The sequence below is a fragment of the Streptomyces sp. NPDC088400 genome (assembly GCF_044753355.1).
Lineage (GTDB): Bacteria > Actinomycetota > Actinomycetes > Streptomycetales > Streptomycetaceae > Streptomyces.
The window spans coordinates 520,965-544,192 of sequence record NZ_JBIVMZ010000001.1 but is presented as its reverse complement, the minus strand read 5'-3'; the positions used below and the strand labels follow the sequence as shown (position 1 = coordinate 544,192).

At 69.6% G+C, this 23,228-nt stretch carries 19 protein-coding genes; 10 read left to right on the top strand and 9 right to left on the bottom strand.

The window, feature by feature from the left end:
- Nucleotides 1-28 precede the first annotated feature (28 nt).
- Complete coding sequence (locus ACIQD6_RS02545) at nt 29-1,492, top strand: catalase (RefSeq protein WP_401877225.1); 1,464 nt, start codon at nt 29-31, stop codon at nt 1,490-1,492.
- A 135-nt stretch (nt 1,493-1,627) separates the two neighbouring features.
- Here ACIQD6_RS02545 and ACIQD6_RS02540 read toward each other — a convergent pair whose 3' ends face one another.
- The gene (locus tag ACIQD6_RS02540; RefSeq protein ID WP_401877224.1) at nt 1,628-3,880 is read right to left on the bottom strand and encodes a transglycosylase domain-containing protein; all 2,253 of its coding nucleotides are present in this window, start codon (nt 3,878-3,880) and stop codon (nt 1,628-1,630) included.
- A 307-nt stretch (nt 3,881-4,187) separates the two neighbouring features.
- Here ACIQD6_RS02540 and ACIQD6_RS02535 point away from each other — a divergent pair, with 307 nt between their 5' ends.
- The 5 genes from ACIQD6_RS02535 to ACIQD6_RS02515 all read left to right on the top strand — a co-directional run bounded on the left by ACIQD6_RS02535 (nt 4,188) and on the right by ACIQD6_RS02515 (nt 9,431).
- On the top strand, nt 4,188-5,186 hold the full coding sequence (locus tag ACIQD6_RS02535; protein WP_401877222.1) for an SPFH domain-containing protein: 999 nt from the start codon (nt 4,188-4,190) through the stop codon (nt 5,184-5,186).
- A complete protein-coding gene (locus tag ACIQD6_RS02530; protein WP_401877220.1) occupies nt 5,132-5,473 on the top strand; it encodes a hypothetical protein in 342 nt (113 codons plus the stop codon). The genes ACIQD6_RS02535 and ACIQD6_RS02530 overlap by 55 nt, the downstream gene beginning before the upstream one ends.
- Nucleotides 5,474-5,821: 348 nt before the next feature.
- Nucleotides 5,822-6,343 carry a PadR family transcriptional regulator gene (locus tag ACIQD6_RS02525; RefSeq protein ID WP_401877218.1) on the top strand — a complete coding sequence of 174 codons (522 nt, stop codon included), beginning with the start codon at nt 5,822-5,824 and terminating at the stop codon, nt 6,341-6,343.
- A complete protein-coding gene (locus tag ACIQD6_RS02520) occupies nt 6,343-7,044 on the top strand; it encodes an ABC transporter ATP-binding protein (RefSeq protein WP_401877217.1) in 702 nt (233 codons plus the stop codon). The genes ACIQD6_RS02525 and ACIQD6_RS02520 overlap by 1 nt, the downstream gene beginning before the upstream one ends.
- The gene (locus ACIQD6_RS02515) at nt 7,041-9,431 is read left to right on the top strand and encodes an FtsX-like permease family protein (RefSeq protein ID WP_401877215.1); all 2,391 of its coding nucleotides are present in this window, start codon (nt 7,041-7,043) and stop codon (nt 9,429-9,431) included. Before ACIQD6_RS02520 ends, ACIQD6_RS02515 begins: the two co-directional genes overlap by 4 nt.
- A 251-nt stretch (nt 9,432-9,682) precedes the next feature.
- On the opposite strand, the gene ACIQD6_RS02510 is transcribed toward ACIQD6_RS02515, so the two are convergent.
- On the bottom strand, nt 9,683-10,687 hold the full coding sequence (locus ACIQD6_RS02510) for a LysR substrate-binding domain-containing protein (RefSeq protein ID WP_401877214.1): 1,005 nt from the start codon (nt 10,685-10,687) through the stop codon (nt 9,683-9,685).
- Between the two features lie 137 nt (nt 10,688-10,824).
- Here ACIQD6_RS02510 and ACIQD6_RS02505 point away from each other — a divergent pair, with 137 nt between their 5' ends.
- Both ACIQD6_RS02505 and ACIQD6_RS02500 read left to right on the top strand, forming a co-directional pair.
- Nucleotides 10,825-11,379: a peroxiredoxin gene (locus ACIQD6_RS02505; protein WP_401877212.1), complete on the top strand. Its 555-nt coding sequence runs from the start codon at nt 10,825-10,827 to the stop codon at nt 11,377-11,379.
- Nucleotides 11,380-11,385: 6 nt separating this feature from the next.
- Complete coding sequence (locus ACIQD6_RS02500; protein WP_401877210.1) at nt 11,386-11,934, top strand: alkyl hydroperoxide reductase; 549 nt, start codon at nt 11,386-11,388, stop codon at nt 11,932-11,934.
- 159 nt (nt 11,935-12,093) lie between these two features.
- Here the strand turns inward: ACIQD6_RS02500 and ACIQD6_RS02495 are convergent, their stop codons facing one another.
- From ACIQD6_RS02495 to ACIQD6_RS02480, 4 genes are all read right to left on the bottom strand, one after another.
- Nucleotides 12,094-13,461: an AI-2E family transporter gene (locus ACIQD6_RS02495; protein ID WP_401877208.1), complete on the bottom strand. Its 1,368-nt coding sequence runs from the start codon at nt 13,459-13,461 to the stop codon at nt 12,094-12,096.
- A gap of 161 nt (nt 13,462-13,622) precedes the next feature.
- Nucleotides 13,623-14,351 (bottom strand): transglycosylase SLT domain-containing protein, encoded by a 729-nt coding sequence (locus tag ACIQD6_RS02490; protein ID WP_401877207.1) that lies wholly within the window; start codon nt 14,349-14,351, stop codon nt 13,623-13,625.
- A gap of 428 nt (nt 14,352-14,779) precedes the next feature.
- Nucleotides 14,780-16,102, bottom strand: coding sequence for a PhoH family protein (locus ACIQD6_RS02485; RefSeq protein WP_401877206.1), 1,323 nt, complete (start codon nt 16,100-16,102; stop codon nt 14,780-14,782).
- Between the two features lie 365 nt (nt 16,103-16,467).
- Nucleotides 16,468-17,229 (bottom strand): isoprenyl transferase, encoded by a 762-nt coding sequence (locus ACIQD6_RS02480; RefSeq protein ID WP_401878090.1) that lies wholly within the window; start codon nt 17,227-17,229, stop codon nt 16,468-16,470.
- A gap of 149 nt (nt 17,230-17,378) precedes the next feature.
- Here ACIQD6_RS02480 and mgrA point away from each other — a divergent pair, with 149 nt between their 5' ends.
- Nucleotides 17,379-18,416, top strand: a complete 1,038-nt coding sequence (mgrA, locus tag ACIQD6_RS02475; protein WP_401877205.1) for an L-glyceraldehyde 3-phosphate reductase — start codon at nt 17,379-17,381, stop codon at nt 18,414-18,416.
- 569 nt (nt 18,417-18,985) lie between these two features.
- Here the strand turns inward: mgrA and ACIQD6_RS02470 are convergent.
- Together ACIQD6_RS02470 and ACIQD6_RS02465 are read right to left on the bottom strand one after the other, a co-directional pair.
- Nucleotides 18,986-19,774: a class I SAM-dependent methyltransferase gene (locus ACIQD6_RS02470; protein WP_401877204.1), complete on the bottom strand. Its 789-nt coding sequence runs from the start codon at nt 19,772-19,774 to the stop codon at nt 18,986-18,988.
- 92 nt (nt 19,775-19,866) lie between these two features.
- The gene (locus ACIQD6_RS02465; RefSeq protein ID WP_401877203.1) at nt 19,867-20,697 is read right to left on the bottom strand and encodes a prepilin peptidase; all 831 of its coding nucleotides are present in this window, start codon (nt 20,695-20,697) and stop codon (nt 19,867-19,869) included.
- Between the two features lie 127 nt (nt 20,698-20,824).
- Here ACIQD6_RS02465 and ACIQD6_RS02460 point away from each other — a divergent pair, with 127 nt between their 5' ends.
- A complete protein-coding gene (locus ACIQD6_RS02460) occupies nt 20,825-21,199 on the top strand; it encodes a DUF192 domain-containing protein (RefSeq protein ID WP_401877201.1) in 375 nt (124 codons plus the stop codon).
- Between the two features lie 176 nt (nt 21,200-21,375).
- On the opposite strand, the gene ACIQD6_RS02455 is transcribed toward ACIQD6_RS02460, so the two are convergent.
- A complete protein-coding gene (locus tag ACIQD6_RS02455) occupies nt 21,376-23,220 on the bottom strand; it encodes a serine/threonine-protein kinase (RefSeq protein ID WP_401877200.1) in 1,845 nt (614 codons plus the stop codon).
- Nucleotides 23,221-23,228: the final 8 nt, after the last annotated feature.

Sequence of the window (23,228 nt, the reverse complement as noted above, 5' to 3'; positions counted from 1 at the left end):
CGGGCCTTCTCTCGACGGGAGGACACTCATGGCCGAGTCATCCCCCAGGACTCCCTACACCACGAACAACGTCGGCATCCCGGTGGAGAGCGACGAGCACTCGCTCACCATCAGCCCCGACGGCCCCATCCTGCTCCAGGACCACTACCTCATCGAGAAAATGGCCCAGTTCAACCGTGAACGGGTCCCCGAACGAGTGGTCCACGCCAAGGGCGCGGGCGCCTACGGCGTCTTCGAAGTCACCAACGACGTCAGCCAGTTCACCAAGGCCGACCTCTTCCAGCCGGGCCGGCGCACCGAGATGCTGGCCCGCTTCTCGACGGTCGCCGGTGAGCTCGGCTCGCCCGACACCTGGCGGGACCCCCGCGGTTTCGCGCTCAAGTTCTATACGGAACACGGCAACTACGACATGGTCGGTAATAACACGCCGGTCTTCTTCGTACGCGATCCGATCAAGTTCCAGGACTTCATCCGCTCGCAGAAACGCCACCCGGCCACCGGGCTGCGCAACAACGACATGCAGTGGGACTTCTGGACGCTCTCCCCCGAGTCCGCGCACCAGGTGACCTGGCTGATGGGCGACCGGGGCATCCCGAAGTCCTTCCGGCACATGAACGGCTACAGCTCGCACACCTATATGTGGGTGAATGCCGGGGGCGAGCGGTTCTGGGTGAAGTACCACTTCAAGACCGACCAGGGCATCGACTACCTCAGCCAGGCCGACGCCGACGAGATGGCCGGCACGGACGGCGACCACCACCGCCGTGACCTGTACGAGTCGATCGAGTCCGGGAACGCGCCGACCTGGAGCCTGAAGGTCCAGATCATGCCGTTCGAGGCGGCGGCCGACTACCGCTTCAACCCGTTCGACCTGACCAAGGTGTGGCCGCACGGCGACTACCCGTTGATCGATGTCGGCCGGATGACGCTCAACAAGAACCCGGACAATTTCTTCATCCATATCGAGCAGGCCGCGTTCGAGCCCTCGAACCTGGTGCCGGGCATCGGCCCGTCCCCGGACAAGATGCTGCTCGGCCGGCTCTTCTCGTACCCGGACACGCACCGGTACCGGATCGGTCCGAACTACACCCAGCTGCCGCCCAACCGGCCGCATTCGCGGGTGGATTCGTACTCCAAGGACGGTCCGATGCGGTACGTGGCGTCGAACGCGGCGAGGCCGTACGCGCCGAACTCGTACGGCGGTCCCGCCGCCGACACCGAGCGCTTCGGCGAGCCGGCGGGCTGGGCCTCGGCGGGCGAGATGGTGCGCGAGGCGTACAAGCCGCACCGCGAGGACGACGACTGGGGCCAGGCGGGCACACAGGTCCGCCAGGTGCTGGACGACGCGCAGCGCGACCGGCTGGTGTCGAACGTCGCCGGCCATCTCGCGCAGGGAGTGTCCGCGCCCGTGCTGGAACGGGCGCTCCAGTACTGGCGCAACATCGACAAGAACATCGGCGACCGGATCGCCAAGAAGGTGAACGGCGGCTGACCGGTCCGGCGCGGACCGGCGTCGGACCGGCGTCGGACCGCGATGGTTACGGGGTGGCCCCGGCAGGCTTGTACGTGCCTGCCGGGGCCACCCCGTAACTCTGTAACCCTGTACAGCTACTGGAACCCCGTACAGCTACTGGCCGAACGGCAGTTGGTCGCCGTCTCCGGGCGGGTCCGCGCCGCCCGTGGGGTCACCGGTCTCCCCACCGTCGGGTGGCCACGGGTCGCCGGTCTCCCCGCCGCCGGGCTCCGTGGCCGGCGGCGAATCCGTCGGCGGCGCGGGCGGGGACTCGCTCGTCGATTCGGTGGGATCGGGCGACGGTGTCGTGGGCGTGGGGTCCGGTGACTCCGTGGTCGGCGTCGTCGTCGGACTGGGTGCGGTCGGCGATTTCGTCACCCCGGTCTGTACGGGTGGGGCGACGTCCAGGTCGAACTGCTCATCGGATCCGCCGTTCAGCGCGCCGAGGGTGTAGTCCGCCCAGATCCTGGCGGGGAAGCCACCGCCGTTGGCACGGCCGCTGTTGGCGGTGCCGGTCAGGGTGACCTGGCCGCCGCCCTCCTTGGTCGACTCGCCGAACAGCGCCACGACCGTGGTGAGCCGGGGGGTGTAGCCGGCGAACCACGCGGACTTGTTGTTCTCCGACGTACCGGTCTTGCCCGCCGCGTCATAGGCGGAGGTGTTGGCCTCGGCGCCCGAGCCGTTGTCGACGACGCCTTGCAGCGTACGGGTCACGGTGTCGGCCGTCTCCCTGCTGACCGCCTGCTCGCCCACCGGGTCCGGCATCTCGACCGTACGGTCCTTGTGCTCGGCCGACTTCACGATGGTCGGCGTGACCTTCGTGCCGTGGTTGTCGAGCGTCGCGTACACACCGGCCATGTCCCAGGTGGAGGCGTTCATCGTGCCGAGAGTGATCGCGGGGCGCTCGGGGAAGTTCTTGTCCGGCATCCCGAGGTCCAGCGCGGTCCGCTTGACCGCGCTGGGGGTGACGTCCACGACCATCTGCGCGAAGACGGAGTTGATGGAGTCGTTCATCGCGGTCTGGACGTCGACGGGGCCGTAGTCCCGGTCGTCCTCGTTCTGCGGGGCGAAGGGGGTGTCGCTGCCCACGACGGGCCGCTTGCTGGTGCCGTCGTACATCGTGCCGATGCCGATCCGCCGGCCGTCCTGCGTCTGGGCGCCGTTCTCCAGGGCGGAGGTGAGGACGATCGGCTTGAAGGTCGAGGCGGGCTGGTAATCGGAGCGGGTGGCGTTGGATATCCAGTGTTCGGTGGCGTTCCTGCCGCCGTACAGCGCGACGACCCGGCCGGTCTTCGGGTCGACGGACGTCGCTCCCGCCTGCACCGTGGCGTCCGTCTTGTTGCCCTTGCGGTCGAGCTTGCTCTCCAGCTGCTTGTCGACCGACTTCTCCAGCTGCTTCTGCCGCTTCCGGTCGATGTTGAGGGTGACCGTCCAGCCGCCCGCGTCGATCTCGCTCTTGTCGATGCCCTGGGCGGCCAGTTCGTCATTGGCGGCCTCGACGAGATAGCCGGTCTGACCCTCCATGCCGGGGGCCGCCTTGGGCTCGTGCGGGACGGGGAACTTCAGGCCGGAGCGGGCCGAGGAGTCCAGCCAGTGCTGTTCGACCATGTTGTCGAGGACATAGTTCCAGCGCTCGGTGGCCAGCTTCTTGCCGGTGGCGGTGGCCGAGGACCAGTCGTACTGGCTGGGGGCCTGGAGCAGTGCGGCGAGGTAGGCGCCCTGCGCGACACTCAGCTTGGACGCGTCGATGCCGTAGTACGCCTGGGCCGCGGCCTGGATGCCGTACGCGCCGCGCCCGTAGTAGCTGGTGTTGATGTACCCGGCGAGGATCTCGTTCTTGCCCTTGTTCTGGTCCACCTTCAGGGAGATCACCAGCTCCTTGAGCTTGCGGGTGACCGTCTGGTCCTGGTCCAGGTAGTAGTTCTTGACGTACTGCTGGGTGATCGTCGAGCCGCCCTGCTTGCCCTTGCCGGAGAGGGTGTTCATCAGGCCGCGGGCCGTGCCCTTGATGTCGACGCCGGAGTCGCCGTAGAACCCCTTGTTCTCGGCGGCGACGAAGGACCGCTGGATCCCCTTGGGGATCTGGTCCAGGCCGACGATCTCGCGGTTGACCTGGCCCGTGCGGGTGAGGATCTTCCCGTCGCTGTACTTGTAGACGTTGCTCTGCATCTCGGCCTGCGCGTTGGCGCTGGGCACGGGGACGATCAGATAGATCACGAAGAGCCCGCCCATGCCGAGCAGACAGAGCCCGAAGAACGTGCCGAGCAGCTTCCTCGGCGTGAAGAAGCGGCGTATGCCGCCGCCTCCCCCTCTCTCCGCCCGGCGCGTTCCATGCTTCCGGGCACGTGTGGCTTCCGCTCGGGCCATGGCCGTGCAGCTCCGCTCTCAGGTCTGTCGCCGTCGGTGTTGGTGTCGTGCCGTCGGTATCGGTGTCGCGGGTCTTGCCGTCTCTTGCCGTCTCTCGCGCTTTTAGGCGCCTCTTGGCTCTTTGGCGCCTCTTGGCCTCTTGGTGCCCCTTGGCTCTTTGGCGCCTCTGGTCCGGAATCAGCTCAGAAAGCTAACACCGCCCGCTGTGACAAAGACCAACCGATCCGGCCTTTCCGGGCGTGACAATCAGCACCCGTACCCACTGGAACCGACTCACGAGAGGGCCTCAGGGTTGCCAAAGCCATTAATGTGGTATCAGAATGATAGCCACCGCGGAACCGCGGGATCAGCACGGAAACGGGGCCCGATCATGACCACCACCAGCACACCTCTCGCCGACGACCTGCCCGAGATGCCCGCCCCACGGGTCCGGGAATTCGCCGCCCACAACATCGGCGGCGGCCTCGCCCTGCTGCTCGGACTGCTCGGACTCGGCCTGGGCGTCGCCCTGATCGCCCTGGGCGCCACGCTCACCTCGGACGGCCCGAAGGCCGCACTGATCGGCGTCGGCATACTCATAGCGATCGTCGCGTTCTTCGCGATGTGCGGACTGAACACGGTGTCGCCCGGCGAGGCCCGGGTCGTCCAGCTCTTCGGCAGCTACCGCGGCACGATCCGTACGGACGGACTGCGCTGGGTCAACCCGCTCACCTCCCGTACGGAGATCTCCACGCGGGTGCGGAACCACGAGACGGCCGTCCTCAAGGTCAACGACGCCTACGGCAACCCGATCGAGCTGGCCGCGGTCGTGGTCTGGAAGGTCGAGGACACGGCACAGGCACTGTTCGAGGTGGACGACTTCCTGGAGTTCGTCTCCACCCAGACCGAGGCCGCCGTACGGCACATCGCCATCGAGTACCCGTACGACGCTCACGAGAAGGACGGCCTCTCGCTGCGCGGCAACGCCGAGGAGATCACCGAGAAGCTCGCCGTCGAACTGCACGCCCGGGTGGAGGCGGCCGGCGTCCACATCATCGAGTCCCGCTTCACGCACCTCGCGTACGCCCCGGAGATCGCCTCCGCGATGCTCCAGCGCCAGCAGGCGGGCGCGGTCGTCGCGGCTCGCCGGGAGATCGTGGACGGCGCGGTCGGCATGGTCGAGGCGGCACTGACCCGACTGACGGAGGAGGACATCGTGGAGCTGGACTCGGAGCGCAAGGCCGCGATGGTGAGCAACCTGCTCGTCGTGCTGTGCGGGGACCGCGCCGCCCAGCCCGTCGTCAACACGGGCACGCTTTACCAGTGACCGAACGAAAGCAGATCCTGCTGCGCGTGGATCCGGCGGTGTACGACGCCCTGGCCCGCTGGGCGTCCGACGAACTGCGCAGCGCGAACGCGCAGATCGAGTTCCTGTTGCGACGGGCGCTGGCGGACGCGGGGCGGCTGCCGGGGAACGCGGGGCCGATTCCGCGGCGGGGGCGGCCGCGGAAGGCGGGGGCGCCGGAGCCGTCGGGGCCGCCGGAGTCGTCGGGGGCGTCGGAGTCGTCGGGGGCGGACGATGACGCCGGGGGCGGTTCGGCGGGCGACCGGTAGCCGGGGGCGCGGTGTCCTGCGGGGCGGGTCGGGGTGCGGCGCGGCGTGTGGGTGGTGCGGGGGCCGGGGGCTCCGGAGGCGCATGTCCGGACTGCATGATTTACGCCGCGTGCGGGTTCGTCTTTCAGGTGCGGGCCGGCGTGCGGCACAAATCACGCTTTACGTCCGGACACGTCACCTCCTGCGACCCCGCCCCCCTCCCGCCCGTCCCCTCGTCCGCGGGTCGCCTCGTGTGTCCATACGCCCCCCCGATGGGGGGTGGAGGGCTCCGGCCCGCGCCGGAGATCTGTTCGCGGGAAGGGTGCGGGCTATTCATGCGATGTATACGCGCGGTGTATAGTTGCCCGCATGTCAATCGGTCACACCCTTCTCGGGCTCCTCGAATCGGGACCGCGCCACGGCTACGACCTCAAGCGCGCGTTCGACCAGCAATTTGGACATGACCGGCCCCTCCATTACGGGCAGGTCTACTCGACCATGTCCCGCCTCCTGAAGAACGGGCTCGTCGAAGTCGACGGGATCGAGGCCGGAGCCGGTCCCGAGCGTAAGCGGTACGCGATCACCCCGGCCGGCGTCATCGACGTCAAGCACTGGCTCGACCAGCCGGAGAAGCCGGAACCGTACCTCCAGTCGACCCTCTACACGAAGGTCGTCATCGCGCTGCTCACCGACCGCAGCGCCACCGATCTGCTCGACACCCAGCGCGCCGAACATCTGCGGATGATGCGCGACCTCACCGCGCGCAAGCGCGAGGGCGACCTGGTCGACCAACTGATCTGCGACCACGCGCTGTTCCACCTGGAGGCGGATCTGCGCTGGCTGGAGCTGACCGCGGCCCGGCTCGACAAGCTCGCGGAGAAGGTGCGCTGATGGCGACCGGCGAACCGCTGCTCGTGGCCGACGACCTGCGCAAGGCCTACGGCCCGACCGCCGCGCTCGACGGCGCGTCGTTCTCCATCCGGCCCGGTGAGATCGTCGCCGTCATGGGTGCGTCCGGCTCCGGCAAGTCGACCCTGCTGCACTGCCTCGCCGGGATCGTCACCCCCGACTCGGGCACCATCACCTACAAGGGCGGCCCCCTGACCGCCATGTCGGACGCCGAGCGCAGCACCCTGCGCCGTACCGAGTTCGGCTTCGTCTTCCAGTTCGGCCAGCTCGTACCCGAGTTGACGTGCGTGGAGAACGTGGCGCTGCCGCTGCGGCTGACCGGCGTCCGGCGCAAGGACGCCGAACGTACCGCCCTGGACTGGATGGAACGCCTGGAGGTCGACGGCATCGGGGCGAAGCGGCCCGGCGAGGTCTCCGGTGGGCAGGGGCAGCGGGTCGCGGTGGCCCGTTCGCTGGTCGCCTCCCCGCGGCTGGTCTTCGCCGACGAGCCGACCGGCGCCCTCGACTCCCTCAACGGCGAGCGGGTGATGGAGCTGCTCACCGAGGCGGCCAGGGCCGGCGACGTCGCCGTCGTCCTGGTCACCCACGAGGCGCGGGTCGCCGCGTACTCCGACCGTGAGGTCGTCATACGCGACGGGAAATCCCGCGACCTGGAGTACGGCGGCCTGGAGCACGCCGTATGACGCCGCTCGACCGGCGGACCGGGAACGGGAACGCGCCTCCCGGGGGCATCGGCGCCCGGGTGCGTGACCTCGGGCTCGGCATACGGTTCGCCGCGGCGGGCGGGCGCGAGGGCTGGGTCCGGACCACCCTGACCGCGGTGGGAGTCGGCATCGGTGTGACGCTGCTCTTCTTCGCCGCGTCCGTACCGCGGATGATCGACGCGCGGAGCGACCGCGGCGATGGCCGTATCGCCGTCGGCACGTGGTCCGGCGCCCAGGTGGAGCGCTCGGACGCGACCCTTCTGCACGTCGACGCGAGCACCGAGTACCGCGACGACCCCGTCGGTGGTGAGCTGCTGCGCCCCGACGGCCCGAACGCACCCGCACCGCCCGGGGTCGGGAAGATACCGGCCCCCGGCGAGATGGTGGTCTCCCCCGCCCTGCGGGATCTGCTCGGCTCGCCCGACGGCGCCCTCCTCAAGGAGCGGCTCGGCCACCGGATCGTCGGCACCATCGCCGATCCCGGCCTGCTCGACCCCGGCGAGCTGCGTTTCTACGCGGGCAGTGACACGCTCACCCTCGCGAGGGGCGGCAGCAGGACCTCGGGGTGGGGCGACGACACCTCGCCCACTCCCATGAACCCGTCCGTGGTGGTACTGGTCATCCTGATCTGTGTCGTTCTGCTGGTGCCCGTGGCCATCTTCATCGCCACCGCCGTCCGCTTCGGCGGCGACCGCAGGGACCGCAGGCTCGCCGCGCTGCGGCTGGTGGGCGCCGACATCGCGATGACCCGGCGTATCGCGGCCGGAGAGGCGCTGTTCGGGTCGGCCCTGGGCGTGTTCGTCGGGCTCGTGCTCTTCCTCGCGGCGCGGCCCTTCGTGGGCGGGATGCGGCTGTGGAACCTCAGCGCCTTCCCCGCCGATCTCAGCCCCGTACCCGCGCTCGCCACGCTGATCGTGCCGGCCGTACCGGTCGCCGCCGTCGCGGTGACGCTGGTCGCGCTGCGGTCGGTCGCCATCGAACCGCTGGGCGTCGTACGGAACTCCGGCACCTGCCGCCGTCGGCTGTGGTGGCGGCTGCCGATACCTCTCGTCGGCATCGCCCTCCTGATGACGACCCGGACCGTGAACGAAGAGACCCGAACGGTCGACCAGTACACCATCGCGAGCGGCGCGGTGCTCGTGCTGGTCGGTCTGACCACCCTGCTGCCCTGGGCGGTCGAGGCCGCCGTGGCCCGGCTGCGCGGCGGACCCGTCGCCTGGCAACTCGCGACCCGCAGGCTTCAGTTGGGCAGCGGCTCGGCGGCGCGGGCCGTCAGCGGGATCACCGTGGTGGTGGCGGGCGCCATCGCCCTCCAGATGATGTTCGGCGGGATGCACGAGGCCTTCGTCAAGCCCACCGGCCAGGACCCGACGCGCGCGAACATCACGGTCAGCGCGTCGTTCGGGAACGGGGAACTGGCCCAGCGGATGATCGACGATTTCCGGGCCACCAAGGGCGTCACCAAGGTCATCGGCACGGTCGAGAAGTATGTGATCGCGCCGGGGCCCGTGCCGGACGGCGGCATCCGTCCGACCACCACCCTGACCGTCGGCACCTGCGCCACCCTGCGGGAACTCGCGAAGCTGCCCTCCTGCGCGGACGGAGACGCCTTCGTGTCCCACATCCCCGGGCAGAAGCGGATGAACGACTGGGTCGACGAGACCGCCAGGCCGGGAAAGCCTGTCGACCTCAACACGCGTTCCGCGCGCGACGGTTCGCCGCCGGTGCTGTGGACGCTGCCGGCGCCGGCCCGTACGGTCCAGGCCCGGAAGGATCCTCTCGGGCGCGAGACCGACGGCATCTTCGCCACACCCGGTGCCATCGACCCGAGCCGGTTGACGAGCGCGACGACCACGGCCACGATCCGGGTGGACGACCGGGTGCCGGACGCGGTGGAGCATGTACGCAACACAGCGGCCGGTCTCGACCCGTCGATGCGGGTGACGACGGTCAAGCGCGTCGAGCGGGACAAGCAGTACGCCAGTGTGCGGACCGGGCTGATGATCGGCGGCACCGCCACGATGGGGCTGATCGCCGCGAGCATGCTCATCTCACAGATCGAGCAACTGCGTGAACGCAGGCGGCTGTTGTCGGTCCTGGTGGCGTTCGGTACACGTCGGGCGACGCTCGCCTGGTCAGTGCTCTGGCAGACCGCCGTACCGGTGGTGGTCGGTACGGCACTGGCCATCGCGGGCGGGCTGGCCCTCGGGGCCGTCCTGCTCAACATGATCGCCAAACCGGTCGGCGACTGGTGGGGCTTCGTGCCCTACGCGGGCGCGGGCGCCGCAGTGATCCTGCTGGTTACGGTGCTCAGCATGCCGCCGCTGTGGCGGATGATGCGGCCGGAGGGACTGCGAACGGAGTGAGCCACCAGCGGGGGTCGATATGACCACCCGCCGGGGCCACGGGTGTTGGGGGCGCGGGCACCGGGCGCAGGTCCGTAGTACGGCCGCCGAGCCACGGGCAACCGGGCAACCGAGTCACGGGCCACGGGGGTACCGAGCCACGGGCCGCCAGGCGCCCCGTCCGCCCGCGACCCGGCTGCCGGGCACCTCGGCCGATGGCCCGGGTGCCCGGGTGCCCGGCGTCCGCGCCCGATCCCGGCCCCGGCCCCGCCTCAGCCCGGCTCCCGCCGCTGCGCCGGTACGCACGCGGGCGCGGGCCCGGCCACGCGCACCGGCAACTCCCTCAGCGCCTCCCGCAGCGCCTCCGCGAACGTCTCGAACTCCCCGCCGCGCGCCGCGCCCGTCCGCATCGCCAGCGCGATCCGGCGCGACGGCGCGGGGTCCGCGAAGTACCCCGTCGCCAGCCGGTCGTTACGCCCCGTCTCGACCTGGACCGCCGTCCGCGGCAGCAGCGTGACCCCGAGCCCGCCCGCCACCAATTGCACCAGCGTGGACAGGCCGGCCGCGGTGGTCGTCGCGGGCACGCCGTCGGTACGCCCCGCCTCGCGGCAGATGTCCAGTGCCTGGTCGCGCAGACAGTGCCCCTCGTCGAGCAGCAGCAGCGGCAGCTCGCGCAGCGCCTCGCGCGGCAGGTCCCGGCATCCGCCGAGCCGGTGGGCGTCCGGCGTGACCAGGACGAAGTCCTCGTCGAACAGCGGCAGTTCGGTGATTCCCGGCTGGCCGAGCGGCACGGCGAGCAGCAGCAGGTCCAGCCGGCCGGCCGCCACCCCGTCCAGCAGGGACGACGTCTGTTCCTCGTGCACCTGGAGATCCAGCTCCGGATAGCGCCCGTGCGCCAGCCGGAGCACCGTCGGCAGCAGATACGGTGCCACGGTCGGGATCACCCCGAGCCGGAGGATCCCGGTGAAGGGGGCCCGTACCGCCTCGGCCTCGTCCAGCAGCGCGCCGACCGCGTCCAGTACGGTCCTCGCCCGGACCGCGAGCCGCTCACCGGCCGAGGAGAGCATCACCTTGCGTGTCGTACGCTCCACGAGCTGTACGCCGAGCACCTCTTCCAGCGCCGAGACGGCCCCGGAGAGAGCGGGCTGGCTCATCCCGATCGCGGCGGCCGCGTCCCGGAAATGCAGCTGCTCGGCGACGGCCGCGAAGGCGCGCAACTGGGACAGACTGGGCTGTTTGCCCCGCTGGCCGGAGTGTTTGACGTAACTCGTGGGCACCACTGATAGGTCCTTCCGATCGCGGCGACCGAGTCTAGCTATTTCCGTGATCAATATCGTCCGTGCCACCATCAGTGATCTGCCCAACCGCCCGGAAGACCCCCAAATGGGATCTCCTTTCCCCACAAGGAGTGCGCGTGCTCACTGTTGGTGACAAGTTCCCCTCGTTCGAACTGACCGCCTGCGTCTCACTCGAGAGCGGCAAGGAGTTCGAGGAGATCAACCACAAGACCTACGAAGGCAAGTGGAAGGTCATCTTCGCCTGGCCCAAGGACTTCACGTTCGTGTGCCCGACCGAGATCGCGGCCTTCGGCAAGCTCAACGAGGACTTCGCCGACCGTGACACCCAGATCCTCGGCTTCTCGGGCGACTCCGAGTTCGTGCACCACGCCTGGCGCAAGGACCACCCCGACCTGCGCGACCTGCCCTTCCCGATGCTGGCCGACTCGAAGCACGAGCTGATGCGCGACCTGGGCATCGAGGGCGAGGACGGCTTCGCGCAGCGCGCCGTCTTCATCGTCGACCCGGACAACGAGATCCAGTTCACGATGGTGACCGCCGGTTCCGTGGGCCGTAACCCCAAGGAGGTCCTGCGGGTGCTGGACGCTCTGCAGACCGACGAGCTGTGCCCGTGCAACTGGAACAAGGGCGAGACCACGCTCGACCCCGTCAAGCTCCTGTCGGGAGAGTGATATCCGATGGCTCTCGATGAACTGAAGTCGGCCCTGCCGGACTACGCCAAGGACCTGCGACTGAACCTCGGTTCGGTCATCGGCAACAGCGAGCTGCCGCAGCAGCGGCTCTGGGGCACGGTACTGGCCTGCGCGATCGCCTCGCGCTCGCCGCGCGTGCTGCGCGAACTGGAGCCGGAGGCCAAGGCCAACCTGAGCCCCGAGGCGTACACCGCCGCCAAGTCGGCCGCCGCGATCATGGCGATGAACAACGTCTTCTACCGGACCCGGCACCTGCTGTCGGACCCCGAGTACGGGACTATGCGCGCCGGTCTGCGGATGAACGTGATCGGCAACCCGGGTGTGGAGAAGGTGGACTTCGAGCTGTGGTCGCTCGCCGTCTCCGCCATCAACGGCTGCGGCCAGTGCCTCGACTCGCACGAGCAGGTGCTCCGCAAGGCCGACGTGGACCGCGAGACGATCCAGGAAGCCGTCAAGATCGCCGCGGTGATCCAGGCGGTCGGCGCGACGATCGACTCCGAGGCCGTACTCGCCGACGCCGTCCCGGCCGAGTAGGCGTTACGCGGAGACAGTCCCGCGAAGACGAGGGGCCCGGTGGACAGCCTGTCCGCCGGGCCCCTCACGTCTGCCGTCACACGCCCGCCGGCCGTTCCGCCGACGACGACGCCTGCCCGGTCCGCCCGTTCGGCTCGCCTTCCAGCTCCGGTTCGGAGATCACCGCGTGCCGTCCGCCGCCTCGGCGGAGGCGGGCGTGGCCGACGGCGCCGGGGCCGCCGCCGGAACTGATGCGGCGGGTACGGGCGTCGGGTCGGGCTGGGCGTCGGTGCGCGCCGGGCCGTGCGGCGAGGGCGAGTTCCGCAGGTCCTGTTCCTGGCTGTACGCGCGGAGGTAGCCGACGACGGTGTTGGTGACCGCCACCAGCGGCACCGCGACCACCGCGCCCCCGATGCCCGCGACCAGACCGCCGATGGCGACCGCGAGGACGACGGCGAGCGGATGCACCCGTACCGCGCGGCCCAGGATGAAGGGCTGGAGCACATGGCCCTCGATCTGCTGGACGCCCAGGACGACGAGCAGCACCATCAGCGCGGTGAACACGTCCTGGGTGACCAGCGCCACCACCACCGCCAGGGCGCCCGAGATCACGGCGCCGACCAGCGGGATGAAGGCGCCGAGGAAGATGAAGACGGCGAGCGGCACGGCGAGCGGGACATCGAGGAAGTAGAGCCCGAGACCGATGAATATCGCGTCGATCAGGGCGACCAGGACCGTGCCACGCACGTAGGCGGTGAGGGTGTGCCAGGCCCGCGGACCCGCTCCGGCGACTCCCTCACGGGCCTGCGCCGGGACCAGTTTGAGCGTCCACTGCCAGATCTTGCTGCCGTCGTACATCAGGAAGAGCGTCGAGAACATCGCGAGGAACATTCCGGTCAGGAACTCGACCATCACCGTCACGCCCTGAAGGCCGGCGGAGGTGATCTCCTCGGTGTTGGACCCGACGGCGTCGCTCAGGCTCTTCGCGATGTCGTTGATCTGGTCCTCGGTCACATGGAACGGGCTGTTGAGCAGCCATTGCTTCAGCTCGTTGATGCCGTCCGTGACGCGGTTGGAGAGGTCGTCGATGTTCTCCATGACCTGCCACACGACGAACCAGCCGACCAGCCCCATCAGGACGAATCCCGCTATCGCGGTGAGGGCCGTGGCCAGTCCGCGCGGTACGCCGAGCCCCTTGAGGCGGACGACCGTGGGCTGGAGGAGCGCGGTGATGAGCAGCGCGATGACGAAGGACATGACGACCAGTTGCACGGCGCTGATGACACGCATGAGCACCCAGAGCAGGCCACCGAGGACGAGGAGCCGCCAGGCGGCCTCACCGGCGACCCGCATGCCCCAGGGGATGGCGGAGACGGGATCGGGCTTCGCCGCGACAACGGGGGCGTACGAGGGGGGCGGGGGGATGTCCGCCCGCGTGGTGACCGGTTCGTCGTCGGCCTCGGCCTCGGCTCTGCGCTCTTCGAAACGCGCGCTCATACGGGTCAGTTCCGCACCCACCTGACCGAGCCAGGACGGCACTCTCGACATGATGTTCCCTCTTCCCCCCTGCTTGACTCCCCACTCGCTCCCCGGGGCAGTTCAGGAATGACCGTACACGTGCGCAGCCCCCCACCGTAGGACGGCGAGGGGCTGCGCGAGGTTGAGCGCCGGACGGACCGGACTTCCGGCCGGACGGGCCGGGGATGCCTCTAGTAGTAGTTGTTGGCCTGCCAGAACGACCAGGCGCCACAGGGGCTGTCGTAGCGGTCGTTCATGTAGTTCAGGCCCCACTTGATCTGCGTGGCCGGGTTGGTCCGCCAGTCGGCGCCCGCGGAGGACATCTTGGAGGCGGGGAGCGCCTGGACAAGACCGTACGCACCGGAAGACGGGTTCTCCGCCTGGTAGTTCCAGGTCGACTCGTGATTCACGATGTTGCTGAAGCACTGGAACTGGTCGGCCGGCACGATCTGCCGGGCGATCGACTGGACGTCGGCGACCGTGTAAGAGCTCTGCTGGGCGAAGGAGCCGGAGGAGCTGGAGGAGCGGACCTCGTCGCGGCTCGCGCGCTCCGCGTCCTTCTTGGCCTGTTCGGCCCTCTCCTTGTCCAGACGCTCCTGCTCGGCCTTGTCGTCGGCCGCCGCCTTCTTGGACTTGGCGTCCTTGGCGGCCTGCATACGGGCCGACTCTTCCGCGGACTTCTTCGCGGTCGCGTCGGCCGCGGAGGCCTGCACGTCCGCCTGCTCTGCCAGCGACGCGGTCTGCACCTGCGCCTGCTGTCCTGCGGGGATGTCTGCGAGGAGCGTCGTGTCGGCTGCGGTCGCCTCAAGATTGGCGTCCGAGACCTGGGGGTCGCCCGAGGCAACACCCACGACAGCGCCGACGGTGGTGACCGCAGTGGCCGATGCCACGGCGAATCCCCGGACCGAGATCCGGCTCACACGGTGTCCTTCCAGCATCGCCCGGCAGGTGACCTCAGGGGCGCGATCGTGCCCCTGGCACTGGTCTCCGACTGCTGGGTCACGGGAGACGCGGGCCCGGTGGGCAACCCCCTTACGGGGACTGCCGCGTGGTGCGCGGGCGGCATGCGGCGACGGCTGTTGAGTTGTGTGGTGCAGCACCTGTGGAGGTGCATACGCATGTGCCGCATGCGGGGGCCTGACGGAAGCAAGACTCTGCCGGACGTTGACGCCGCGAGGCAATTCCCCGCCGCGTGGGAAAGCTCACACCCCGTTTGCCCCAAGGGATTCACGGAAATACCCGCGCACCAGAACGCCGCCCGGCTAAGCTCTTCGGCTTCGCCGGGCGGCGCCCAACTGTGGTGAAACGGGGCGTGATACGCGTTACCCGCGAGAACGCCCCACACCCCCTACATCTGACCGTCCTCCAGCATTTCGGTCACGAGTGCGGCGATCTGCGAGCGCTCGGAACGGGTGAGCGTGACATGCGCGAAGAGCGGATGACCCTTGAGTTTCTCGACGACGGCGACGACCCCGTCGTACCGGCCCACCCTCAAGTTGTCGCGCTGCGCCACGTCATGAGTCAGGACCACCCGGGAATTCGCCCCGATACGCGACAGAACGGTCAACAGAACGTTCCGCTCCAGGGACTGGGCCTCGTCGACGATGACGAACGCGTCATGCAGGGAACGGCCCCGGATGTGTGTGAGCGGCAGCACTTCGAGCATGCCGCGCCCCAGCACCTCCTCGATCACCTCACGGCCGGCGACCGCGGACAGCGTGTCGAAGACGGCCTGCGCCCAGGGGCTCATCTTCTCGGCCTCGCTGCCGGGCAGATAGCCGAGTTCCTGGCCGCCGACCGCGTACAGCGGCCGGAAGACCATCACCTTCTGATGCTGCCTGCGCTCCAGGACCGCCTCCAGACCCGCGCACAGGGCCAGCGCCGACTTGCCGGTGCCGGCCCGGCCGCCCATCGACACGATGCCGATGTCCTGGTCGAGGAGGAGATCGAGGGCGATGCGCTGCTCGGCGCTGCGGCCGTGGATCCCGAAGGCCTCACGGTCGCCGCGGACGAGCCGGACATTGCCCTCGGCGGTGACCCGGCCGAGCGCCTTGCCGCGCTCGGACTGGAGCACCAGTCCGGTGTGCACGGGCAGATCGCTCACCTCGGGCACATAGAGGGACTCCTCGGCGAAGAGGAGGTCGATCTGGTCCCCTGCGAGGGACAGCTCGCTCATCCCCGTCCAGCCGGAGTCCGTGACGGCGAGTTCGGCGCGGTACTCCTCGGCGAGGAGGCCGACCGACGAGGCCTTGATGCGCAGCGGCAGGTCTTTGGAGACGACCGTCACGTCGTACCCCTCCGCCTGGAGATTGCGCGCGACCGCGAGAATCCGTGAGTCGTTGTCCCCCAATCGGAAGCCGGCGGGCAGAATGCCGGGATCAGAGTGGTTGAGCTCGACGCGCAGCGTGCCCCCCAGGTCGCCCAGGGGGATGGGGGCATCGAGACGGCCGTACCTGATCCGGCAGTCGTCGAGCAGGCGCAGTGCCTGCCGGGCGAAGTAGCCGAGCTCCGGATGGTGCCTCTTGGCCTCCAACTCCGTGATCACCACGATCGGGAGCACCACTTCGTGCTCGTCGAACCGGGACATGGCGTTGGGATCGGCCAGCAGGACGCTGGTGTCGAGAACGTAGGTGCGCCTGTCGGGCATGCGGCGCTTTGTGCTGGTCACCACGGAAGGACGTACCCCCTCGGATGAGGTCGGGGTGCGACGGCGTCGCGGGGCGGGTGGGCCGGGCTCAGACCCCATGCGCGGGCCGAACTCCGGCCCTCCGTGTCGCCCGTACGTCTCATCGCACGGTCGTCCTGGTGCAAAGGGCCTCCCGGGCGGACGGCCCCATGCCGTCCGCTGAGATGCGATGTCCACTGACCTAACTTTCGGACATCGGCTAGAAGGAGGTATTCCCTCGAACACGCGCCGCCATGCCAGCACAGTCGGCGGACAGCCGGTGAACCGGAGGTGACAGAGCCGGGCCGAGCCGATCGGAACCGGACAGAAACCGGACCGTGAACGCCCGCCGTCCAGGTGGGAGAAGCGGTTCAGGACCCGTAGCGGCGGTGACGCGCCGCGTAGTCACGCAGGGCCCGCAAGAAGTCGACCTTCCGGAAAGCCGGCCAGAAAACTTCGCAGAAGTAGTACTCCGAATGGGCGCTCTGCCAGAGCATGAACCCGGAAAGGCGCTGTTCACCACTGGTACGGATGACCAGATCCGGGTCCGGCTGGCCGCGCGTGTAGAGGTGGGAGGAGATCATGTCGACGTCGATGATCTCGGCGAGCTGCTCGAAGGAGGTGCCCTTCTGGGCGTGGTCCATCAGGAGCGAGCTGACCGCGTCGGCGATCTCCTGCCTGCCGCCATAGCCCACGGCGACGTTGACGAGTATTCCCTTGTTGTCGACGGTGGCCTGTTCGGCCTCTTTGAGGACGGTCTGCGTACGGTCGGGCAGCAGGTCGAGCGTGCCGACGTGGTGCACCCGCCAGCGGCCGTCGGCCGCCAGGTCGCGGACCGCGTTCTCGACGATGCCGACGAGGGGGATCAGCTCGTCCTCGGGCCGGTCCAGGTTGTCCGTGGAGAGCAGCCAGAGGGTGACGACCTCGACATCGGTCTCGGAGCACCAGCCGAGCAGTTCCTGGATCTTGCTGGCGCCGGCCTTGTGGCCCTGCTCGGCCGTACCGCCGGACGCCTTCGCCCAGCGCCGGTTGCCATCGAGGATGACGCCAATGTGCTTGGGCACCTGGGTGTGGTCGAGACGGCCTTCCACGCGGCGTGCGTAAAGCCTGTACACCAGGTCGCGCAAGTTCACTGAGTCCACCCTCTCGATTCCATGGGGACCGGCGCGTCCACTGGCGAGATCCTGGAGCCGGCCCGGGGACCCCGAAGCCGTCACATTACTGCGCGGGCCCCACAGCGGCCCAACCCGGTCTGTCACAAGTCCGTGATAAGGAGGTAAGCGTGACTAATTTTCCCCCTTACCTCGCGGCCGGTGACCGGTATGAGTCCATGGAGTACCGGCGCAGCGGGCGAAGTGGCCTGAAACTGCCCGCGATCTCCCTCGGGCTCTGGCACAACTTCGGCGACGACCGGACCCTCGATTCGCAGCGCGCGATCCTGCGCCGCGCCTTCGATCTCGGCATCACGCACTTCGATCTGGCGAACAACTACGGCCCGCCGCCGGGATCCGCCGAGCTGAATTTCGGCAAGATCTTTGCCCAGGACTTCTCTGCCTATCGGGACGAACTCGTCATTTCGACCAAGGCCGGATATCTGATGCATCCCGGTCCTTACGGTGAGTGGGGATCCCGTAAGTACCTGACGTCCTCGCTGGACGCGTCGCTGAAGCGGATGGGGCTCGACTACGTCGACATCTTCTACTCCCACCGCTTCGACGCGAACACTCCGCTCGAGGAGACGATGGGGGCGCTGGCGTCCGCCGTGCGGCAGGGCAAGGCGCTGTACGTGGGGGTGTCGTCGTACAACGCGGAGCAGACCGCCGAGGCGGCCCGGCTGCTGAAGGAGATGGGTGTCCCGGCGCTCATCCACCAGCCGTCGTACTCGATGATCAACCGCTGGACCGAGGACGACGGGCTGCTGGACGCCCTGGAGACGGCCGGGATGGGCTGCATCTCCTTCGTGCCGCTCGCCCAGGGGCTGCTGACGGACAAGTACCTGAAGGGGATTCCGGAGGGGTCCCGGGCGGCGCAGGGCAAGTCCCTGGACCCGGATCTGCTGTCGGACGATGTCGTACGGCGGCTGACGGGCCTCGACGAGATCGCCCGGCGGCGCGGCCAGTCGCTGGCACAGCTGGCGCTGACGTGGGTGCTGCGCGATCCGCGGATGACGTCCGCGCTGATCGGCGCGTCCAGTGTGAAACAGGTGGAGCAGAACGTGGCGGCGCTGGCCGGGCCCACGCTGACCGCCGAGGAGCTGAAGGAGATCGACGGCTTCGCGGTGGACACCGAGGGCACGAACATCTGGGCCAGGCGGAGCTGACGGTGCGGAGCTGATGGCTCGTGACTCACGGCGCGGAGCTGATGGCGCGTCGCTCACCGCGCGGAGCTGACGGTGCGTAGCGGGCGGGGCCCGGTGCCTGCGCCTGTACCTGCCCGCGTGCCTGCCCACGCATAAAAAAGCCGGGCCGGTCCGTGGGGGGGATACGGACCGGCCCGAGGGGGGGTTTCCACCATAACCCTTTGTGAGGGCTGATGGGCGCCAAGACAGGCCAAGGCTGTGTTCCAGAGGCGGGGGTACGCCGTGGGAGGCCCGTAATACCAGGCTTTTCGGGGGTGCCGTGGTTCGGCGTGGCGAGTACTTGCCACGCCGAACCCGTAACCCTCAGGAGCGACTCCGGCGGGGGTATCGCTTTGACCGCGGCGGATCGGAGGCCGTTCGGGGGTTGTTCCGGGGCTGTTCGAGAGCTGTTCGGAGGCCGCCGTCACGGCGGGCGGGGGCCGGCATGTGCGACTCCCGGGCCCATCGCGTCATCGCGTGACAATGCGCAGCGTGACCTGGAGGGGGTTTCGTGATGTCGGGGCGGGCTCGGGCTTTGACCGCTTCCTGGATCAGGACTCGGGCTTGACCGCTTCGATCAGGAAGCGGGTCGTCGTGGCCACGAACGGCCCTTCGGTCTCGATACGGCGATGCAGCGCCTCCAGCCGGTCGCGGTACCGCTCGACCGTGAAGCCGGGCACCATCCAGATCACCTTCCGCAGGAAGTAGACGACGGCACCGATGTCGAGGAACTCGGTGCGCAGCTCCGCCGTCCGCAGGTCGATGACATCGAGGCCGGCCGCTTCGGCGTCCCGTGCGGCCCGCTCGGGGTCGCGGGCGGACCGGGCGGCGGGCGGCTGCGGGCCGAGGAAGTACTCGACCAGTTCGAAGACGCTGGCGGGGCCGACCTCCTGGGAGAAGTACGTACCGCCCGGCCGCAGGACCCGGGCGATCTCCTGCCACCAGGCGTGTACCGGATGGCGGCTGACCACCAGATCGAAGGCGCCGTCGGCGAAGGGCAGCGGCGGCTTGTCGGGGTCGGCGACGACCGGGACGCCGAGCGGACCCAGCAGGGCGGTGGCACGGGCGAGGTTCGGTGGCCATGACTCGGTGGCCACGGTGAGGGCCGGCAGCTTCGGTACGGACGCGAGGACTTCACCCCCGCCGGTCTGGATGTCCAGGGCGGCCGTGGCGCGGGCCATCCGCTCGGCCATCGACCGGGCATAGCCCCAGGCGGGGCGTTCCTCGCCGGCCCGGCCGTCCAGCCAGGAGAAATCCCAGCCCTCGACGGACACCGCCTCGGCCTCGGCGATCAGCTCTTCGAACGTACGGGCACGGCGGGGGGACATGCTGGCGGACATGGGGTGAGGGTGGCAGGGGTTCGCCGGGGGCGCGAACGCTTTTGCGCTGTGCGGTGCGTGCGGGGCGTGCGGTGCGGATCGGGGCGGCGGGCTCAGGCTGCGGCGAGGCCGCCGAGGACGATGCCCAGCAGCGCGCCGGTGATCATGAACGGGCCGAAGGGGATCGCCGACTTGCCGCCCGCGCGGCGCAGCAGCATCAGGCCGAGTCCGTACAGCGAACCGAGCAGGAACCCGGCGAAGGCCCCGACGCACAGCACCGGCCATCCGTACCAGCCGAGGGTGACACCGAGGGAGATGGCGAGCTTGACGTCACCGAAGCCCATGCCGTTCGGGTTGATCAGGAACAGTACGAAGTAGCAGGCGCCGAGGGCGAGTCCGCCGAGCAGGGCGGTCGGCCAGGAGCCCCCGTCCCCGGGGAGCAGCGCGGCGAGGCCGAGCAGTACGGCGGCGGCCACGGCGAGGGGCAGCGTCAGGTGGTCCGGGAGGCGGTGGACGTTGCGGTCGACGAGGGCGAGGAGTACGGCGACGGGCGTGAGCAGGAGCCATACGGCGAGTTCGGGGCGGGGGCCGGTGGCGGCGGCGAGGGCCGCGCAGACGAGGGCGGTGAGGAGGGGGACGAGGAGAGAGGGGGCGTAGGGGCTCTGCGCCGTACGGGAGGGGGCGTGGGCGCTCTCCGTCGTACGGGAGGGAGCGTGGGCGCTCTCCGCCGTACGGAAGGGGACGGCCGCCACGTCGCATCCCGCGCACCGCGCACCGCCGAGCCATCCGCGAGCGGGCCCGGTGATCGGGTGGCCGGCCGGGCAGCTGTCCCGCCAGGGTTCCTCCGGCTCGACCGACAGCCGGTACGCGGCACGCGGCAGCAGCAGCCCGGTGGCTCCACCCCAGACAACAGCGACGGCGACGGCGATCAGCGTGGCGTACACCTCCCCGACTCTAGAGTCCGGCGCCGGGCCCGGTCGTGGGTCCACGGGCCCAACTCCCGGTGTTCCAGGACCCAGAACCGACCGCGCGGGGCGTGCCGCCGTACGACGAGGGCTACGGTCTACGGCCATGGGCACTTGGCGCAACGGCAGCGGACGTTTGACGGTCGCGGGGGCTGCCCCGGAGCTTGACCGGCACGTGGATCTGGAGATCGCCGCCTCCTACGGGACCCGGCGGCGTGGTCTGCTCGGGCGGGCCGGGATCGAGGGCGCGCTGCTGATCACCCCGTGCAACAGCGTGCACACCTTCCGGATGCGCTTCACGATCGATGTGGCGTATCTGGACAAGGAGTTGAAGGTCATCGATGTCCGGACGCTGAAGCCGGGGCGGTTCCCTCTTCCCCGGTGGCGGGCCCGCCATGTGCTGGAGGCGGAGGGCGGGGCGATGGCGAGGTGGGGGCTGCGGCCAGGAGTTCGGGTGGCTGTCCAGCAGGGCGTCGGGTGAGCTTGGCGCCCTGTGCGCCGTGAGTGGTGAGGAACTCGGAGACGGCCGGGCGGTTGTCCTCGGGCCCGACGATCTGGCGGTACGCGACGGCTTTCCCCAGCGGCTCCGGTTTGCCGTTGCTTGGGCCCCATGGCCCAAGCAACGGCGTCAGCAGGCGACTCGGGGCGCTCGCGGCCTCACGACGATGACGACGACCGGCCCGCGTTGCGCCAGACCGTGACGTCCACCGTCACGTACTGGCTCCCTCCCCCATCGGCCGCGCTCGACTCGGTCCACGGCCCGAATGCTCGTAGCGTGACGAGTCCGATGTGTCCCGACGCGGTCTGGACGCAGATCTGTGAGCCCTTGCTGAGCTTGTCGGTCTCCAGCGACTTGACGAAGCGGGTGTCGTCCCGGCACAACGCGAGCGATCCCTTTTTGCCCTGGTCCACCAGCGTCATGGTGTTGTCGTTCTCTCCGGTCGCCACGGTCGAGGGGTCGAGCAGCGCGGCGACCCGGTAGCCGAAATCTCCCTCGTAGTTGACGTCGCCCTTGACCGGGCGGAGCTCGTCGTCGTTGAGCATCACGTAATAGCCGCTGGTGAGGTTGACGGACGTGAACGTGAGCGGCTTCGGATCGGCGGCGGGACTCTCACCGCCGGCCGGCGCGCCGGATCCCGTGGATCCGCTGCTCGCCTGCCCGCCGCTCGACGCCTTGTTGTCGTCCGTCGTGTTGCCACGCGTCAGGTACAGGGCGCCGGCGAGGACCATCACCCCGGCCAGAACCAGCGTCACGATGAGCCCTCCCCGGCTCTTCCCCGGCTGGAAAGGCGCGGTCTGCGGTGCGCCGGGCCCCGGCTGATAGGGCCTTGGCGGGTAGGCAGCGCCTGGGTAGGTCCCCGGGGAGTACGGCGCCGGGGTGTGCGGCGAAGGCGGGTGCGGCGTGGACGGGTACGTGCCGGGCCTTGGCCCCTGCCGCTGCCCGTCGCCCAGGACAGTCGGTGCGGCATGCAGGTGCGAAGCGTCGAGCTGCGTCGGAACGGGCGGCGGCGTGGACGGCCCGACGGGCGGCGCGACGGATGCCTCCGTCGCCGGGGGCGGGGTGTGCGGCGGGGGCGGGGTGTGCGGCGGGGCGGGGGCCGCCTCCCGTCGGTCGATGTCGGCGTTGACGGGGGACGGCAACCAGTCGTCGGATCGGCGCAGTTGGGTCTCCGGCGAGGCCTCACGGCAGATGTCGATGACCTCGGCCAGGGACGGCCGCCCGGCGGGGTCCTTGGCCAGGCAGCGTTCGACGAGTTCGCGCAGTTCCGCCGGGAGGCCGGTGAGATTCGGCGCCTCGTGGACGATGCGGTACAGCACCGCGTGGGAAGCGCCCTCGCCGAAGGCCGGGTTCCCGATCCCCGCGAAGGCGGCCACCTGGCCGAGCGCGAAGATGTCCGACGCCGCGGTGCAGCTCGTCCCCGAGGCCTGTTCCGGGGACATGAAGGCGGGAGTGCCGATCGTGACGCCACTGCCGGTGAGTGACGTGGCGTCGGTCGCGCGGGCGATACCGAAGTCGATGACGCGCGGTCCGTCCACGGCGAGCAGGACGTTCGACGGCTTGAGATCGCGGTGCACGATGCCCGCGCCGTGGATGACCTGGAGCGCCTCGGCGATCCCGGCGACCATGAGCAGTACGGCCGACACCGGCAGCGCACCGTGCTCGACGACCGCCGCGTGCACCGACGGGCCGGGTACATAGGCGGTCGCGAGCCAGGGGCTGGGCCCGTCGGTGTCGCTGTCGATGACCGGCGCGGTGTAGAGCCCCTGCACGCGCTCCGCGGCCCGTACTTCCAGCTTGAAGCGCCGGCGGAATTCCGGGTCACCGGCGAAGTCCGGACGGATGACCTTGATCGCCACAGGTCGGCCACCGGGCGTGTACGAGAGGTAGACCTTGCCCATACCGCCTTCGCCGAGCTTGGCGCTGATGCGATAACCGGCGATGGTCGGCGGATCGCCGGCCTCCAGCGCCCGGAATACCCCGCCCTCGTTCTCCGTGTCCATCAGTCCCC